This is a genomic window from Arthrobacter sp. TJ-217, assembly GCF_058269255.1.
Genome location: NZ_JBZCNJ010000004.1, coordinates 418,859 through 434,026, shown reverse-complemented (window position 1 = coordinate 434,026; position 15,168 = coordinate 418,859). Strand labels below are relative to the sequence as shown.

Below are 15,168 nucleotides of genomic sequence, written 5' to 3'. Positions count from 1 at the left end.
CACAAGGACGCCAAGGGGGAACTACGCGACGTCACCGAGTACGATCCTTCCACGGCCTGGGCAGCAGGAGCCATGGTATCCACACCGGCTGAGCTCAACACCTTCATGAAAGCCGTCCTCGAGGGCGAGCTCCTGGAACCGGCCGAACTCGACCAGATGCTCACCGGCATCACCACCGGCGACGAAATCATTCCCGGATCCACGTACGGGCTGGGAATCGAAAGCAGCGAACTGGGCGGCGGCACCGCCTGGGGCCACAACGGCTACATCCCCGGCTACCAGAGCCTCAACACAGTCGCAGAGGACGGCACCGCCGTCACCATCACCCTCACAGCACTGCCGCCCGCCATCTACGACGGCCCCCTCGACGGCGCCACGGAAGAATTCCTCGATTTCGCCCGCTTGTCCATCGACGCCCTCGACGAAGCCCTCAGCACACCCTGACCCGACACCCACCACAGCACCGCAGCACGTCTCCTGACAGCAGGCAGTTCGTTGTGACCGGCCATGAGGTGAGTGACCGGACGGCAAGAAGAACGGTGTGTGGGGTTCCGGCCTGATCCGGAAGCAGAGGGCCGTGACCGGCTTCGCGACGGACGCAACAGCGGAGACGATCGATCCTGCGACCGAAAAAAACGTCGAGGCGTCAAGGACATGTTCATCGCCGTCTGCGGCGGGCTCAATCAAGAGCCTGCCGGAGGCGATCACAACCATCTGGCAGCGCACGCTCAGGAAGCAATGCATGGTGCACCTGATCCGCAGCCCGTTCCGCTACGCCGGCCGAGGGCACCGCGGCGGTATCGTCAACGCCCTCAGACCGGTCCACACGGCTCCACACGGGGCCGCGGCGAAGGACCGGTTCGCCGAATCCGCAGCCCAGCGGTATCCGGCGATCGTGCAGCTCTGGGAGTTCTCGCCTAGTCCGCCGGGCGAGTCAACACCATCAGGAAGTGACGAGCAAAGGCGAAAGAAGGGCCTGTCAACCGTAGGTGACAGGCCCTTCTTTTATCGGTAATCAACGGACTGTGTTCAAAGGGGCGCTCGACATCAGTCGGACGAGGCTCCGGCAGGCGGAGGGGACGAGAACGGTCAGCCCTTGACGAACTCGGTGAGTACCGCGTTCACCTCGTCGGCGTGCGTCCATAGGAGACCATGAGGGGCTCCTTCAATCTCCGCGTACTTGGCTTCTGGGGAATTCGTCACGGGCAACGCCGTAATCATTCAGCACGGCGAGGACTACTTCTGCACCAGCCATATCCAGGAGTGTGAACCGGGACGGCTCCTGAGCATGACCTGGGAGTTCCCGGACGAACCGCCCTCGCAGGTACAAATCATGCTCACCCCAGCAGGTGAGTCAACCCACTTGGCGTTGCAGCACGACGGCCTTGGAGGCGAGGCCGTTAATTACTTGCCGGGTTGGCACACGCACCTTCTGCACCTTGAAGCGCTGCTCCACGGTCATCCCCGCCCCATGGCCGACTTCTGGTCCACCTACGATGAACTCATCAACTCCACACACGAATAATCCTTAGTGTCGGTGCACTGGGTATGGATTAATCCCCGGCCCTGCCCGGGTGTGAGCAAGCCTTGGAGCAACCAGAACGATCAATAGGTCATCCCCGTGCGGGCCGCGCCCCACCAAGGGAAGCACTGACCGGGTCAGTGAGTTCGATGGTCTGTCCCATGGGGTCTTTGACCACGTAGCTCCAGTAGCCAACCCAAAAGGGTTCAAATCGCAGTGCCTCCGTTCCTGCCTTGCGCAGCCGATCAACGGCACCTGAGAACGCTTCAGGGGACAGTGGGATACTCCACGATGCGGGCGCGCGCACAGGGGTGGGCTCGATACCTAGGCCAAACACCCACCCGGGCTGGAAGGACCACTCCTTCCCGGATGTCGCCTCCGGGTCGTACCCGATGGAGAGTTGGACCGCGCCTCCGATTTTGTAGGCAATCTCGTCAACCGCGTCCCAGATCTGATCAAGCCCGACCATATCGGAGTAGAACCGGCGAGACGCCGCGATGTTGTTACTGCGTGTGTAAAGGAAGAAAACACTGCTCGACATTGAAACAGTCTAGGTATCTCCGATGCCCTACAAGTCATTGCCTCAGTCCACGGTGAGTCCTGCAGACTTATGCGCAGGAGTGCATATCACCGTGTGGCTCGGATGGGCCTGCGGCACCGCTCTAGGAGTGAAGTCCATGTGCCAGGTGGTAGGGCGGAGCGTGGTGTAGCCCAGAATCATGTCCATTGGATTGGCGAGGGTGGCGTTGGCTGCGCTGAGGTCGACGGCGGCGACCTTATGGGTGGCGAAGGGCTCACCGCCGATGCGGGCACCGCTCATCAGGTACGTTCTGGTTTCGGCGCTGGCACCGGAGGCATTCATACCGGTGCTCGGCTCAATCTCGGTGAAGGACTACGGGTTTCGGGCAATGAAGTCCTCATTCACTACGTGATGCCGGCTCCGGTGTCCCAGACCGCGGCCGCGGCCCCGCCGCCGACCGTCACGTCCAGGTATGCGTGACCGGCCGGACCCAGAGCAGATGCGCGAGGCCCTGACCAGGAAGATCAAGACCCTGCCCGAGGCGTTGCGGCACTCACTGACCTGGGATCAGGGCACCGAGATGCAGGACTGGAAGGCCGTGACGATCGATACCGGCATCAAGATCTATTTCTGCGACCCGCACTCGCCCTGGCAACGCGGCATCAACGAGAACACGAACGGTTTGCTACGCCAGTACTTCCCGAAAGGTACGGACCTGAGTGTCCACAGCGAAGCGGATCTCGACTGGGTCGCCCAGGAACTCAACGACCGGCCACGCAAACAACTAGGGTTCCAGAAGCCGATTGAACTGATCGGAAACCTTCTCTTGCAATGACCGCCAAAATCCCTCAGTTCCTTACCGGGCCGTCAGGCTTTCAGGCGACAAAGATGGAGGAGTTCGGGCAAGCCTCACTCAGTGGGGTAGTCCCACGGCGGCTACCCGCAACCGCCACCACCGTCGCCACCACCGCCACCGCCGTCGCCACCGAAACCATTGGTCCTGCCCATCAAGGCGGCTCCTCCCATGGCAGCGGCAGACCCTTGGTATGGGCCCTTCTGACGCGGAGACCTCCGGACCATCCTGATCAAGCCGGCAACCACGAGAATGACCAGCACTATGACGAACCCGAAGAAGAGTGTGTTGAACAGGTCCATGCTCACATTCCCGTCGACCGGGCGAAGCCCGTCGGGCCTCACTTGCGAAGATGCTTCGTTACATCATTGAACCAGTGGTTGAGCTTCGGGGGAATCATCCCCGGCAACCTTCTTACAATGCCTGCGGAGACTGTGTCGATTCGTCCTTCACGGAGAACGGATGGAGCGCCTGGATCGCCATCTGCCTCAGAGGGGCCGGAGTGTCGGTCAGGGTCCCACGGGGTGCACTTATCGTCAGTTCTCATCACCGGGATGGGGCGACCGACCGACAAAGACTAGGCTTCCGAAAGCTGATCGAACTGATTGAAAACACCCCGTTGCAATGACCACCAGAATCCGCCATCCTCCAGCGGGCGCTTTCTCGGGCGGGTTCAACGCGGCAAAGGGGTGATCCCTATGGGAAGGAGGCGGGGCGGGTCGTCACGGGTTCGGGCAGTACCGAACAAGGCGCCGCGCGAAGAACTCCGTTCCCGGCTGTTGTTCAGGGGTATTGCCTGGGGCCGGTCGCGAAATTGAATGCGACCACGGCGACGGTCAGCAGGACGAGGATGCAGAACACCGCGAAGGGCCACCATTTCCGCCGGGTGGTTAGGTTGTACCGGTAGGCCCCGGTGATTATCGAGGAGAATATCGCGCACATAAGGAAGAAGGCTCCGAAGAGGACCGAGACGATCATCAGCTCGCCCTCGTAGCAGCCGGAGCCGTACCCGGTTTGCGGGGTGCAGACCATGCGGTACCGGTGCAGTCCCAGATACATTGCGAACCCCGAGGCCGGTAGCAGGGACACCACCGCGCCGAGGAGGATGACAATCGCACTGATGATGTGGGCTCGGGTGGACCCTGGCCGGGAGTCGGGGTCCACTGTGGGACCTACACAGACCTGCGCACCCCGGTCCCTAGCCAACGGGTGTGCCGGATGAGTCGACCCGGAAGCTTTCGATGACTTCATTGGTCTCGGTGTTGATGATGACCACCGACTGGTCGGGCCATGCCGGGTTCACTACTACTGAGTACTCGACGTCGCCCGGATCGACGGCCTGGGCCCGCCCGTTCTCGTCCCGGGTGGAAGCATCCACGACCTCGCCGGTGTCTGTGCGGACCGCCACCGTTTCCTTGGGCAGGCCGGAGGCATCACCCGAGACGGGGGTGCTGTTCCACCATCCTTCGTAGCCCCCAACGGCGGGCTCCTGCGAGGAGGCGGAGCCTCCGGCGGCGCCCATGGAGGCTCCAACTCCAACAGCGCAGGCGCTCATCATGAGCACCCCCGCCATCAGAAACCCTGCAGTTACAGCCCGGTCAGCCTTCATCCTTCATCCCCCATACGTCAAAAACCACGAACCAGCCCCAAAAAGCTCCCACGCCCGCTGAGTAGAAGGCCGCCGGGAAGCGAAAGTGAAGGTCAGAACTCGGATCCTATCCTCGAAGAATAGAGCCTGAGAAAACGTTAGGCATTCTGCCCGTAATCCGATCCCTCAGCGGGCGGGTTTGCGGGCGGGTCTAGCGCGGCAACGGATGGATTTTCTGGGGGAGAGTTTTGCACGGCTGATTTGGGACTCACGGGGGCAGGATGGGCAGCCAGCCCCGTCGTTCTGGCAAGGAGGAAGGTGCGGTTTCGCGCTTTGGTGGCACCCAATACTTTCGGGCGGGGTGGGACCTGGCGGCGGCGAAGATCAGGTCAACCTGTCGTGTCTTCGACAGAAGCCCGCCCGCCAGCGCCTCCACAGTCGGATTTCGGTGATATCGGGAGCCAGTCCCCGACGATGCCGCAGTGATCCGCGCTATTGGTGTAGGGGGTTGTCGCTCGCCGTTCGGTACCGGGTCTCGTCAATTAGGCCGCTGCGGTGGGCAATGACGACGAGCTGGGATCGATCGCGGGCGTTGAGTTTACGAAGGAGTCTACTCACGTAGGTTCGGGCGGTGGCGGGACTGATGAACAGGCGTCCGGCTATTTCTGCGTTGTTCATTCCGTGGCCGATTTCTGCCAGAACTTCGATTTCCCGAGGGGCCAGGTGAGCGATGAGGTGGGGATCAGCGGCGGTGCGTGAGCTGGCGGCGGTTCGCATGAGCGTGGCGGTCACTTCCGGGGAGAGCGCCGGCTGGCCTGCGGCTACGGTCCGGATGGCCTGGCGCAGTTCCTGGGGGGCGATGTCCTTGAGGAGGTAGCCGGCAGCTCCGGCTCTTAGCGCCTCGATGACTGTTTGGTCCTCGGCGAATGTCGTCAGGACCAGAACGGGGATGGTGGCGAGGTTGGGATCTTCGGTGATGAGTTGCGTTGCGGTGATGCCGTCGAGTCCGGGCATGCGGATATCCATGAGAACAACATCTGGTCGGGTCTCCCGTACCCGGGCCAGCGCGGCTCCCCCCTGGTCCGCTTCGGCGACGATCATGATGTCGCCGTCGTGTTCGGCGAGGGCTATCAGACCGCTGCGCAGAAGCGCCTCGTCTTCGGCGATGACGACCCTGATCATTTGTGGTCTCCGATCGGAAGCATGGCGTTGACGGTGAAGCCGGACGGACCTGCCCCGATTCTGACGTCGCCGCCGAGCAGCGCCGCACGTTCTCGCATGCCTGCCAGGCCGCGACCCTCGACGAGGGTGTCCGTGTCGGCGCCCACGCCGTCGTCGATGATCCGGAGGTACAACCCGTCGTCTTTCACCCGGACGATCACTGTCACGGTTGTTGCCTGTGCGTGCCGGAGCACGTTGGTCATCGCTTCCTGAACGATGCGGAAGGCTGTGCTTGCCGTGGATGCGGTGATGGAGGCGGCGCCGACATCGATCAGGAGGTCAACGTCGAGTCCGGCATCGCGTGCCGCCTGTGCCGTGGTCTCTATGCCGGTGAGGGTCAGCGGTGCGTGATCAGTTGTGTCGGGATCTGCCCGGAGCATGGCGATTGTGCGGCGCAGGTCTCCCAGCGACGATCCCGTGGCACTGACAACATTGTCGAGCGCGTGGACGGCTGCGTCGTCGTCGTTGCCCAGGGCTTGCTGTGCTACGCGGGCTTGTACGGAGACGAGTGACAGGGCATGTCCGATTGAGTCATGGACATCACGTGCGATCTGAAGGCGTTCTGCTTCGAGCTGCCGGGCGGTCCTTTCCTGGTGGTGCCTGCGCTCAAGACGGACCATGCGCTCGTGCTGAGCACGCAGGGCACGACGGCTGCTGACGGCCAACGCCAGTGCGATGGCGCACCCGATGAGGGCTGCGTTGGTGATGACGTCATAGGCGAGGACGGCGCTTGATTCGCCGTCGCTCGTTCGGAAGAACAGCGACACCGCCAGCAGTACTACTCCTGCGAGGGACGCTGTGAGGACCCGTCGGCGGTCCGCGGCGCTGTAGAAAGCACCGACGACCGGGACGGCCATGCCGATCGGCGGATAGTCGATGGCGTAGTAGATGAACACTCCAAGGATGCTCAGGGCCAGGACGCCCACGGGCAGCTCCCTGCGGAACAGCAGAAGCGCACCAAAGCCTGCCGCGAACAGGTATGGGCCGTAGCGTTGGTCCGCGCCGGTGCCCGAGCCGACGGCAATGATGAGCGCGACCACCACGGCCTGCCCCACGGCGACCAGGACGGTGAGCACCCAGGCCGGAACCTCATCGTCGTGCGCAGCTGTCTCCGCGGACATGTTTTGCTCCTGATGTCGGTGTCCAGTCCTTCAATGGTGGCACCGCAGCACCCCCGCGGGTGTACATCCAAAAGCGACAACCGAACGTCGCTCCGTGACGCAGGCACCCGCAGCAAGTGACGAGAATAGGCTGACACGCCCGGACCCGGTGCGGACCTAGCGTGGAAGCTATGAAATCATCCGCGCTCATCCGAAACCTTCACTGGCCGCTGATCCTCGGTCTGACCGCCCTCGCGCTGATCCGGCCGCTGTTCTCCATCGTGGGATTGAGCGATGCCCTCGGTAAACCGGCAACCCCATTGATCCTTACCGCCGCCATTACCGCGGCCTGGGTCCTCATCGTCGGCCTCAGCCGGGTGCCTCACCCGGTCCTCACCCTGGTCGCTGCCGGACTCGCCTATGCGCTGGCCTCGATCGTGCTCAGCGGCGTGCTTTCCCCGATCCTCACCGGAGAGCTGCAAGGACCCCTCGCGATGCCGCTGGCCATCATCCCGCTGCTCATCACCAACGCACTCTGGGGCCTTCTCAGCGGCGGACTGGCCCTCCTCCTCCAGCGGGTGCGCGTGGGCCGCAGCCCGTCACGGGTAACCCGCTGATGGCCAGCCGCGAGGCGCGTGCAGTGTCGCGGCGTACGCTTCTGAAAGCAGGTGGCGTAACCATGACCGGCTTCACCCTTTCCAGCTTTCTGGCCGGCTGCACCATCGATAGCGGTGGTTCGAACAACAGCATCGAGGGCAGCGCTGGCCGCCTGTTGAAAAGCCGGCTCACATTACCTGGTGCTTTCCGTGCCCGTCTTCCGGTCCCGCCCGTCCTCAAGCCGGTGAGCGCTGATGAGACAACGGACCACTACGAGATCACCCAGAAGGCCGGTCTCGCGTCGATCCTGCCCGGATGCATGACCGAAGTCTGGGGTTATGACGGACTGTTTCCCGGGCCCACAATCATCTCGCGCCGCGGCAGGCGCACCATCGTTACACACCGCAACGAGCTTCCCGTCCCGGTGAGCGTCCATCTTCACGGCGGCAGGACCGCCCCGGAGCATGACGGATACCCAACCGATCTCATCCTGCCTCTCGTCGGCGGGGGCCAACACTCCCACCACGGGGGCGCCACGACAGCCCGGAGCAGGGACTACGTCTATGAGATGAACCAACCCGCAGCCACCCTGTGGTATCACGATCATCGGATGGACTTCACCGGCCCCCAGGTCTACCACGGGCTGGCCGGCTTCCATCTCATCCACGACAACGTCGAGGACGCGCTCGGGCTGCCCAGCGGAGATCGTGACATCCCACTGATGATCACGGACCGCGCGTTCGCTGCCGACGGCTCCTTCCTGTACCCCTCCGTCGACCCCACATTGGAAGGAACCCCCGGCGTCACAGCGGACTATATGAGCGGGGTCCTGGGGGACTGCATCCTCGTCAACGGTGCCCCGTGGCCGGTGCTGGAAGTCGTTGCCGTGAAGTACCGCTTCCGGATTCTCAACGCCTCCAACGCCCGCCGCTATCGCCTCAAGCTCGACGGCGGACAACACTTCATCCAGGTCGGAAGCGACCTCGGGCTGATCTCCACACCGATCGAGCACGAGGAAATCGACATCGCCCAGGCGGAGCGCTTCGACGTCATCGTGGACTTCTCCGGGCATGATGTCGGTGACGAGATCACCATGACGAACGAGCGGGGTGGGGGCCGGACCGCCGAGATCATGCGGTTTATTGTCACGCGGCGCGAAACGGACACCGGCGTCGTGCCCGACCGGCTGGTCGACCTCGAGACTCTCTCAGCTGACGACGTCTCCGTTGAGAGGGAGTTCGTCTTCGCGCGCGGTGGTGCCGAGGCCCATGGCATGACCCTGTGGACCGTGAACGGCAGGCCCTTCAGCCCCGACACCGTCGTTGCGGAGCCCAGGTTCGGTACGACGGAGAAATGGACGATCCGCGCCGCCAACGTCGAGCACCCTTTTCACATCCACCTCGCACCCTTCCAAGTCCTCGGCCGGAACGGCAACAATGATCCCGGCCGCTACAACCAGGGCTGGAAAGACACGGTTAACCTCGACAACGGCGGCCGGGTCGAACTCCTCATCCGGTTCGACGGCTACCGCGGCAGGTATGTCTTCCACTGCCACAATCTCGAACACGAAGACATGATGATGATGGCCAACTTCGAGGTGGTCTAACACTGATGCTATGGATCGGTGGTGTCGCTTTTGACGTTCCCTAGCCGTGCGGCTTCCTGAAGCCGGTTAATCGAACGCGCTCTGCAGGCGTTCGAGGTACGTATACCCCGCACGGTGAAATGCACGATGAGGGGGCGCTAACAGCAATGCGTTTTCCACAGGTCCTCGACTGGGTCCTGTGACTCCTCACGCCCCAATCTTGAGGCGTGAACAAGCGACCGATTGAGCACCGGTAGGTATGGCTACGCCTCAAGCGGATTGTTGGTGCGGCAGAAACGGTGTGCGGAAGCGTCGCCGCTGTCTTAGTGAGTTGAGATGGGTTTTGCTGCTCGTCCCGAGGTGTTGCACCATGTACGACCAGTGCGCCGCTTCCTGCAGGTCAGGCGAGGGAAATGACTTCGTAGGTATGGCCTGCTGCGCGCAGCCGATCTACCAGGACGTCGCCGAGGGCGGTCGCTGGGGTCAGCGATCCCGCGGCGGGCGGCAGGCGGTCGCCGTCGAGGGCAAGTGAGAGCGCTGTCTCCCCGGCCATCACGGCGGTGGCGGCGTATCCCGGGTCGCCGGGCCCGGCTGCGACGGCCCGGTACCGCCGGCCGCTCTCGGTGGAAGCAGTCACTTGGGAACGGAACCAGCCTGAGCGCCGCGTGGCCTCGCTCGGGCCCGCACCGGGCGACGGAAGGACGCGGTCCAGTAGTTTCCTCGTGAGAGGTAGGGCCAGTGCGGCTCCGAACACTCGTAGGCCGAGCGCCGTCGCTCCGGCCACGACGGCTCCGACCGGCCCCCGCCCCATACCCATCACCTCGCCGTACCGCAGGGACCGGCCGTAGGCCCAACCCTGCAGGGCGTTGCTGCGACGCACGATCCGCGTGTTCGCTGACGCCATGATGAAGGGCGCGGTCCGCAGGCCGTCTTCCGCACGGCCGACCCACCCCAGGTCCGCCGGCTGCCGGGTCGAGGGTTCCGCCGTCCGGTCCGGACTGAGGGAGTAGGGATCGCCCGCGAGCGATCGCAGCACAGGGTCCGACCGCATGCCCTCGAGCTGCCCACGCATCGACGCGATGGTGCCGCCGCTGAAGCCACCCTTCGCCCTGGCGAGGAGCTGCACCTCGGTCAGTCCGCCCGCGCCGTCGGCCTCCACGGCCTGGTGTATGAGGAGCACCGCGAGGTCCGACGGAACGGAGTCGTAGCCGCACGCATGGACGATCCTTGCACCGGTAGTCCTTGCCAGGGCGTCGCACCGGTCGATGGCTTCACGGACGAAGGATATCTCGCCCGTCAGGTCCCCGTAGTGGGTGCCGGCGCGGGCACACGCCTCGACGACGGGCAGTCCGTACTTCGCGTAGGGACCCACCGTGGTGAAGAGAACCCTGGTGCCCGCGGCCAGCGCAGCAAGCGAGTCAGGGTGATCCGAGTCGGCCTCAATGAGGGCCCAGTCGTGTGCGGCGACGGGCAGTCTGGACCGTATGGCCTCGAGCTTCGCCCTCGACCTCCCGGCGAGCCCCACGCGCAGGTCCGGCGGAGCGTGGTCCGCAAGATATCCGGCGATTAGTTCACCGACGAAGCCGGTCGCACCGAAGAGGACGAGGTCGTGGTCGCGCGCTGGGGCCTCCATGCCAGCAGTCTTCCACGGCAGCGGCCGGACCGACGCCCAGAAGTGCATGCCTCTCCTGTAGCTGAAGCGCCTCGTCACCCTGAAACTAGATCGCAGATCATCACTGGATCGCGACGGCCGATGCCCTGGAATCGACGGGCTAGCCCTCATCGCCGAAACGACCAGCCTGGTGTGCTGGAGCTTTCGGATTGGGTCCGGAGTTCTCTTCCTTGCTGGCACGGCGGTGCGCCGGCTGCGCCGCCCGGGCCCGCCATGCTGAGTCTGGGACTGATTCGGGCCGGAGTGTCAGGCTTCATCGTCATCTATACCGGGCCGACCAGATCCACTAGGTGCCACCGGGCGCCCATCCGGCACCGGACTGCACCACGACGACGGCGTCGCAGCTTACCTGGAAAGTTGGCTCCTGGCCGCCGGAGGCCGATCGCTACGTGTGAGCTTCCTCAGAATCCGGATTAGGACGAGATTTGATGATGCCGAGGTGGCCAACTTCAAGGCAGTGACCGAACCCGTCGACATCCCCGACGCTCCACACCATGTCGACGCCGACGGGGAGTGACCTCGCCGGTTGTGGGTATGAGCCGAGAAGAGTGGGGAGGTTGGGGGTGTGGACAATGTCCACACTTTCGGCCCTCGGACTGGGCCGTACCGTGCCGGATCGGGCCGGATTACGGATGTTTCGGGGGAGTGGTGGATTTCCGGGGCTTGGAGTCCGGTTCGAGTCCCACTTCGGGCACATGTTTCCCACGTCAGGGGCTGTTGTGCTCTCTGACTGTGGACAATCCGGCCGAATGTGTGCGGTCCGGTTGCCTGATCTGGTGGCTGGGTTGGAGTTTTCCTGGGGTGGGGTGCCTCCTTTCTCTCGCGAAGCCCGGCTTGGGCTTACTTACTACTTCATGGGGGAGCGGCGGTGTAGGTACATGACTAAGGCGAGGGTTTCTTGACCTGGTGATCCTCGTCGAGCAGCTCAGGCGAAGCAGTCACCGAGCATCAACGTCTCCTGGGCACCCTCACCACAAGCAGACGTAGGTTGCGGCGACCTCCGGTTGCCCGCTGACGGCTACAGAGACACAAAGCGGCCAGTCGAGAGCCGGGGGCCGACCCTTCAACCCCGTCATATGACTCTTGGCACCGATCGGCTACGTCTGGTCAGCCGCAGGTCGTGCCAGGGCGGCACTATCGATGCAGCACGAGGGCCAGCTGCCGCCGGATATCCTTCATAACCCCCTCGACGCCCAGGGAGGCGTTGGTGCCTACCGCCATGCTGAAAAAGAGGACCGAGGATATGGTCCGCGCGACCGTTGCGGCATCTTCTCCTCCGAACCGCTCGTCTCGTTGGACCGCTGCGGTGAGGATCTTCTCGCTCTCCGCGATGATGGCCAGGGCGTCGCCGTGGTTCGGCTCGCTGGGGTCCCCGAAGATCATCTCGCGCAGGTACGTGCGGCCATTTTCGGCGTGGGCTCGGTTGCACTCCACAATGGGGCGCACGATGACGAGAGCGGCCTCCAGCACATTTGGGGCGGCCTCGGCATCCGCCCGGCCCCGCTCAAGCGCTGCCGCGTATGTGGCGTTCTCCACCAGCAGCAGGAGTTCGCCCTTGTTCCTGGCATAGAGGAAGAGGGTTCCCGTGCCGATATCGGCCTTATCGGCAATCTGCTGGGTCGTGACATCGTCCACCCCGTGCTCGGCGAACAGTTCGCTGGCTGCGGCGATGATCCGTTCCAACTTCTCCTGTTTGTTCCGTTCACGCCGGCCCAGCGGCCGAGAGGCGACAGACATGACGGACCCTCCCGGATATTTTCTGAGTGTGCTCGGTTTGAGCATAGTCCCCATCGCGCCGAGTGCAAGCGCCAGGGACCATTCTTCCGTCACCACCAACGCTGCGACCGAACCGGTCGATCCGATTTCCTCCCGATTGATGCTGAACCCTTCCGTGCCGCACGCAGCCCCGGGAATAGGTTATGAGTCCACTCGGTTATGAGTGCAGTCGCAAAATACGGACTGCCTGCAGCGCCAGAAACCTGCGCTGGGCAACCCCAAGGCACCGACCCGCCACCTAATGTGCACTATCCATCACAACCAGTCAGGAACAGAACCATGGACTACAAGCTCGAACTCATCATCCTGCCCGTCGCCGATGTAGACCGCGCCAAGGCGTTCTACGACAAGCTCGACTGGCGCCTCGACGTCGACATCCAGGGCGAGGGCGGCTTCCGGGCGGTGCACTACACCCCGACCGGATCCGCGGCGTCCTTCATCATCAGCAACGGCCTCACCGACGCCGCCCCAGGCTCCACCCGCGGCACCTACCTCATCGTCGACGACGTCGAGGCGGCACGCGCCGATATCGCCGCCCGCGGCATCGAGATCACCGAGGTCTTCCACGAGGCCCAGGGCGGCATCCCGAGCGTCCGGACCGAGGGACGCACCCCGGGCCTGGCCCCGGAGCGCGCCAGCTACTTCTCCTTCGCGATCTTCAACGATCCCGAGGGCAACGAGTTCATCCTCCAGGAAATCACCACCCGCTTCCCCGGACGCATCTAACCGTCAAGCCTGACGACCAACACTCCTTACCTTCGGTGAGTCTCATGAAAGGGGACCTCCATGTACAACCCTGCTTCTGATCCAGATCAGGAAGATCTCCACGCAACGTCGCAGCGACCCGCCCGGCGTGCACGACGCAGGTGGATCGGCGCCGCAGCGGCGATCGCCGCCGCGCTCGTCGTCGGCTCGGTGTCGACCGGGGCCTCAGCTTCCAAGCCGGGGCCGGAAAGCTGGGTAACCAGCGGACAGCAGACGCTGCCCGCAGGCTTCAGCGACACCTTCGAGAGCAGGTTCGTCGAGGCCAACGGCATTCGCCAGCACGCGGTCGTCGGCGGTGAGGGCCCCGCGGTGCTCCTGGTGCACGGCTGGCCGGAGGACTCCTCCGCATGGCGTTCAGTGATGCAGCCGTTGGCCGAGAACCACACCGTGATCGCCGTCGACCAGCGCGGCATCGGCCTGACAGAGAAGCCCGCAGGCGGCTACGACACCGCCACCCTGGCCGATGACCTTGCCGCCCTGATGACCGAACTCGGACATGAGGAGTTCTCCGTGGTCGGCCACGACACCGGGTACATCATCGGCTATGCCCTGGCCGCCGATCACCGCGACCGGGTAGAGCGCTTCGCAGGTGCCGAGATCCCAGGCCCTCCAGGGATCACCCCGCAGGGCCCCCCGCTGTTCCTTGACGAGGCCACCAACAACCGGCTCTGGCACATCCCCTTCAACCGGGTCGACGACGAGCTGATCATCGACCTGGTGCGCAGCAACGCGGACGCGTTCTACCGCTACGAGTTCAAAATCCAAGGCGGCGGGGAAACGCTGCCCAATAAGGCGATCAAGTACTACATCAACCAGTACAACCGCGACAAGGACACCCTGCGCGCCAGCTTCGGGCTCTACCGCGCATGGGACACCACCCTCGCTCAGAACGCCGAACGCGCCAAGACCCCGCTGACCATCCCCGTCCTCGGGATCGGTGGAGAAAACAGCTGGGGACCCGCCGCAGCCGAAGGTATCAAGGCCGCCGCCCCACAGGTCCAGACCGCCGTCATCCCCGGTGCCGGCCACTGGGTCGCCGAACAGGCACCCGAGGAACTGGTCAAGGTGCTGCAAGACTTCCTGGCACCTCACGGGAACACCAAGTAACGACTGGTTGACCACAGCAGGCCCGCGAAGCCCACCACCGTCCCGGTGGTGGGCTTCGCGGCATCGGAGCACCGGACGTAACCACAGTCAGCAGCGCAGGGAGGTTTCCTTACGCCGCGGCCCATCCCGCCGGTAAACCAGGTTGTCCATTGCTCAACGCAAGAACGCACTGCCTCCGTGAAGATTCGACGCGGGCCATGGACTGGTGGTGTGGTCGAGGATCTATTGATCGTGGTTCCCCCAACCCGTTGACTATGTCAGCGGCTTGAGCGACCGAACGGGCGCAAGGTTCATCCATTTCAGGAGTTCACAAAAGTTGGACCGCTGGGCGTACGGTCACCGCGGCGTGCTCCGCGGTCGGGGCAGCATGTTGCTGCGAAGCCGGCGGGAATGTCTATCCGGCAGGAAGTCCTGGACATGTTCGGTGGTACGGCCGGTCGCGCCCAACGAACTTATCCCACTCTTCCTGAGTGAGGTTGCGCTTGGCTATTGTGCAGGCGTGCTGGAGCCACGCCTCAACATCAATCGGGAATACCCGCAGCTTGTGGTCGATGCTGGCCGCTGCGATCTTCGTGCCGTCCGAACTGAACATCACTGTCCCGACATGGTCGATGTAGGCGGTCAATGGCTGGCCCATCGGAGCCCCGGTGGTAGCGTTCCACCGCCGCACCGTCCCATCCTCCTGGGCAGAGACAATGCTCGGGCCCTCCGGATTGAACGCCATCCTCACGACCTGCTCCGTGTGGCCGCTGAGCGGCTCCCCGATCGGCACGCCGGTGGCGGCGTCCCACCGCCGCACCGTCCGGTCGCGGCCGGCGGAGGCGATCATCGCGCTGTCCGGGCTGAACGCCACCGCCAGAAC

At 64.0% G+C, this 15,168-nt stretch carries 16 protein-coding genes and 3 pseudogenes; 9 read left to right on the top strand and 10 right to left on the bottom strand.

Going from position 1 to position 15,168, the window contains the following annotated elements; genetic code table 11:
* Both AC4D2R_RS10045 and AC4D2R_RS10040 read left to right on the top strand, forming a co-directional pair.
* Positions 1–444 (top strand): serine hydrolase (locus tag AC4D2R_RS10045; RefSeq protein WP_490939809.1); only part of this gene is annotated, 444 nt, incomplete at its 5' end.
* 189 nt (positions 445–633) lie between these two features.
* A pseudogene (locus AC4D2R_RS10040) lies at positions 634–916 on the top strand (transposase); the annotation flags it as partial.
* Between the two features lie 173 nt (positions 917–1,089).
* Here AC4D2R_RS10040 and AC4D2R_RS10035 read toward each other — a convergent pair.
* Positions 1,090–1,191, bottom strand: a pseudogene (locus tag AC4D2R_RS10035) (alpha/beta hydrolase); the annotation flags it as partial.
* Between AC4D2R_RS10035 and AC4D2R_RS10030 the strand changes: the two are divergent.
* Positions 1,181–1,525: an SRPBCC family protein gene (locus AC4D2R_RS10030; protein ID WP_490939807.1), complete on the top strand. Its 345-nt coding sequence runs from the start codon at positions 1,181–1,183 to the stop codon at positions 1,523–1,525. The pseudogene AC4D2R_RS10035 and the gene AC4D2R_RS10030 sit on opposite strands and share 11 nt — an antisense overlap.
* An 88-nt stretch (positions 1,526–1,613) precedes the next feature.
* On the opposite strand, the gene AC4D2R_RS10025 is transcribed toward AC4D2R_RS10030, so the two are convergent.
* Both AC4D2R_RS10025 and AC4D2R_RS10020 read right to left on the bottom strand, forming a co-directional pair.
* Positions 1,614–2,063 (bottom strand): VOC family protein, encoded by a 450-nt coding sequence (locus tag AC4D2R_RS10025; RefSeq protein ID WP_490939805.1) that lies wholly within the window; start codon positions 2,061–2,063, stop codon positions 1,614–1,616.
* Positions 2,064–2,105: 42 nt separating this feature from the next.
* Positions 2,106–2,342 (bottom strand): hypothetical protein, encoded by a 237-nt coding sequence (locus tag AC4D2R_RS10020; RefSeq protein WP_490939803.1) that lies wholly within the window; start codon positions 2,340–2,342, stop codon positions 2,106–2,108.
* Between the two features lie 193 nt (positions 2,343–2,535).
* Here AC4D2R_RS10020 and AC4D2R_RS10015 point away from each other — a divergent pair.
* Positions 2,536–2,877, top strand: a pseudogene (locus AC4D2R_RS10015) (IS30 family transposase); the annotation flags it as partial.
* An 801-nt stretch (positions 2,878–3,678) separates the two neighbouring features.
* Here AC4D2R_RS10015 and AC4D2R_RS10010 read toward each other — a convergent pair.
* From AC4D2R_RS10010 to AC4D2R_RS09995, 4 genes are all read right to left on the bottom strand, one after another.
* Positions 3,679–4,059: a hypothetical protein gene (locus tag AC4D2R_RS10010; RefSeq protein WP_490939801.1), complete on the bottom strand. Its 381-nt coding sequence runs from the start codon at positions 4,057–4,059 to the stop codon at positions 3,679–3,681.
* A 34-nt stretch (positions 4,060–4,093) separates the two neighbouring features.
* A complete protein-coding gene (locus AC4D2R_RS10005) occupies positions 4,094–4,504 on the bottom strand; it encodes a hypothetical protein (protein WP_490939799.1) in 411 nt (136 codons plus the stop codon).
* Between the two features lie 471 nt (positions 4,505–4,975).
* Complete coding sequence (locus tag AC4D2R_RS10000; RefSeq protein WP_490939797.1) at positions 4,976–5,665, bottom strand: response regulator transcription factor; 690 nt, start codon at positions 5,663–5,665, stop codon at positions 4,976–4,978.
* On the bottom strand, positions 5,662–6,825 hold the full coding sequence (locus AC4D2R_RS09995) for a sensor histidine kinase (protein WP_490939795.1): 1,164 nt from the start codon (positions 6,823–6,825) through the stop codon (positions 5,662–5,664). Before AC4D2R_RS09995 ends, AC4D2R_RS10000 begins: the two co-directional genes overlap by 4 nt.
* A gap of 170 nt (positions 6,826–6,995) precedes the next feature.
* On the opposite strand from AC4D2R_RS09995, the gene AC4D2R_RS09990 reads away from it, so the two are divergent.
* Entirely contained in the window at positions 6,996–7,421 is a 426-nt protein-coding gene (locus AC4D2R_RS09990; protein ID WP_490939793.1) for a hypothetical protein, read from the top strand.
* Positions 7,422–7,483: 62 nt separating this feature from the next.
* The gene (locus AC4D2R_RS09985) at positions 7,484–9,007 is read left to right on the top strand and encodes a multicopper oxidase family protein (RefSeq protein ID WP_490939791.1); all 1,524 of its coding nucleotides are present in this window, start codon (positions 7,484–7,486) and stop codon (positions 9,005–9,007) included.
* Between the two features lie 379 nt (positions 9,008–9,386).
* On the opposite strand, the gene AC4D2R_RS09980 is transcribed toward AC4D2R_RS09985, so the two are convergent.
* A complete protein-coding gene (locus tag AC4D2R_RS09980) occupies positions 9,387–10,619 on the bottom strand; it encodes a saccharopine dehydrogenase family protein (RefSeq protein ID WP_490939789.1) in 1,233 nt (410 codons plus the stop codon).
* Between the two features lie 430 nt (positions 10,620–11,049).
* Here AC4D2R_RS09980 and AC4D2R_RS09975 point away from each other — a divergent pair, with 430 nt between their 5' ends.
* Complete coding sequence (locus AC4D2R_RS09975) at positions 11,050–11,175, top strand: hypothetical protein (RefSeq protein WP_490939787.1); 126 nt, start codon at positions 11,050–11,052, stop codon at positions 11,173–11,175.
* 617 nt (positions 11,176–11,792) lie between these two features.
* On the opposite strand, the gene AC4D2R_RS09970 is transcribed toward AC4D2R_RS09975, so the two are convergent.
* A complete protein-coding gene (locus AC4D2R_RS09970; RefSeq protein ID WP_490939785.1) occupies positions 11,793–12,395 on the bottom strand; it encodes a TetR/AcrR family transcriptional regulator in 603 nt (200 codons plus the stop codon).
* A gap of 318 nt (positions 12,396–12,713) precedes the next feature.
* Between AC4D2R_RS09970 and AC4D2R_RS09965 the strand changes: the two genes are divergently transcribed.
* Both AC4D2R_RS09965 and AC4D2R_RS09960 read left to right on the top strand, forming a co-directional pair.
* Positions 12,714–13,160, top strand: a complete 447-nt coding sequence (locus tag AC4D2R_RS09965) for a VOC family protein (protein WP_490939783.1) — start codon at positions 12,714–12,716, stop codon at positions 13,158–13,160.
* Between the two features lie 60 nt (positions 13,161–13,220).
* Positions 13,221–14,306 carry an alpha/beta fold hydrolase gene (locus AC4D2R_RS09960; RefSeq protein ID WP_490939781.1) on the top strand — a complete coding sequence of 362 codons (1,086 nt, stop codon included), beginning with the start codon at positions 13,221–13,223 and terminating at the stop codon, positions 14,304–14,306.
* A gap of 394 nt (positions 14,307–14,700) precedes the next feature.
* Here the strand turns inward: AC4D2R_RS09960 and AC4D2R_RS09955 are convergent.
* Positions 14,701–15,168 (bottom strand): WD40 repeat domain-containing protein (locus tag AC4D2R_RS09955; RefSeq protein ID WP_490939779.1); only part of this gene is annotated, 468 nt, incomplete at its 5' end.

What these genes read in the sequence shown, in the direction of transcription:
- AC4D2R_RS09960 (WP_490939781.1), top strand. Translation starts at nt 13,221, where the DNA reads ATGTACAACCCTGCTTCTGATCCAGATCAGGAAGATCTCCACGCAACG.
- AC4D2R_RS10005 (WP_490939799.1), bottom strand. Translation starts at nt 4,504, where the DNA reads ATGAAGGCTGACCGGGCTGTAACTGCAGGGTTTCTGATGGCGGGGGTG.
- AC4D2R_RS09965 (WP_490939783.1), top strand. Translation starts at nt 12,714, where the DNA reads ATGGACTACAAGCTCGAACTCATCATCCTGCCCGTCGCCGATGTAGAC.
- AC4D2R_RS10025 (WP_490939805.1), bottom strand. Translation starts at nt 2,063, where the DNA reads ATGTCGAGCAGTGTTTTCTTCCTTTACACACGCAGTAACAACATCGCG.
- AC4D2R_RS09970 (WP_490939785.1), bottom strand. Translation starts at nt 12,395, where the DNA reads ATGTCTGTCGCCTCTCGGCCGCTGGGCCGGCGTGAACGGAACAAACAG.
- AC4D2R_RS09985 (WP_490939791.1), top strand. Translation starts at nt 7,484, where the DNA reads ATGACCGGCTTCACCCTTTCCAGCTTTCTGGCCGGCTGCACCATCGAT.
- AC4D2R_RS10020 (WP_490939803.1), bottom strand. Translation starts at nt 2,342, where the DNA reads ATGAGCGGTGCCCGCATCGGCGGTGAGCCCTTCGCCACCCATAAGGTC.
- AC4D2R_RS09990 (WP_490939793.1), top strand. Translation starts at nt 6,996, where the DNA reads ATGAAATCATCCGCGCTCATCCGAAACCTTCACTGGCCGCTGATCCTC.
- AC4D2R_RS09980 (WP_490939789.1), bottom strand. Translation starts at nt 10,619, where the DNA reads ATGGAGGCCCCAGCGCGCGACCACGACCTCGTCCTCTTCGGTGCGACC.
- AC4D2R_RS10000 (WP_490939797.1), bottom strand. Translation starts at nt 5,665, where the DNA reads ATGATCAGGGTCGTCATCGCCGAAGACGAGGCGCTTCTGCGCAGCGGT.
- AC4D2R_RS09995 (WP_490939795.1), bottom strand. Translation starts at nt 6,825, where the DNA reads ATGTCCGCGGAGACAGCTGCGCACGACGATGAGGTTCCGGCCTGGGTG.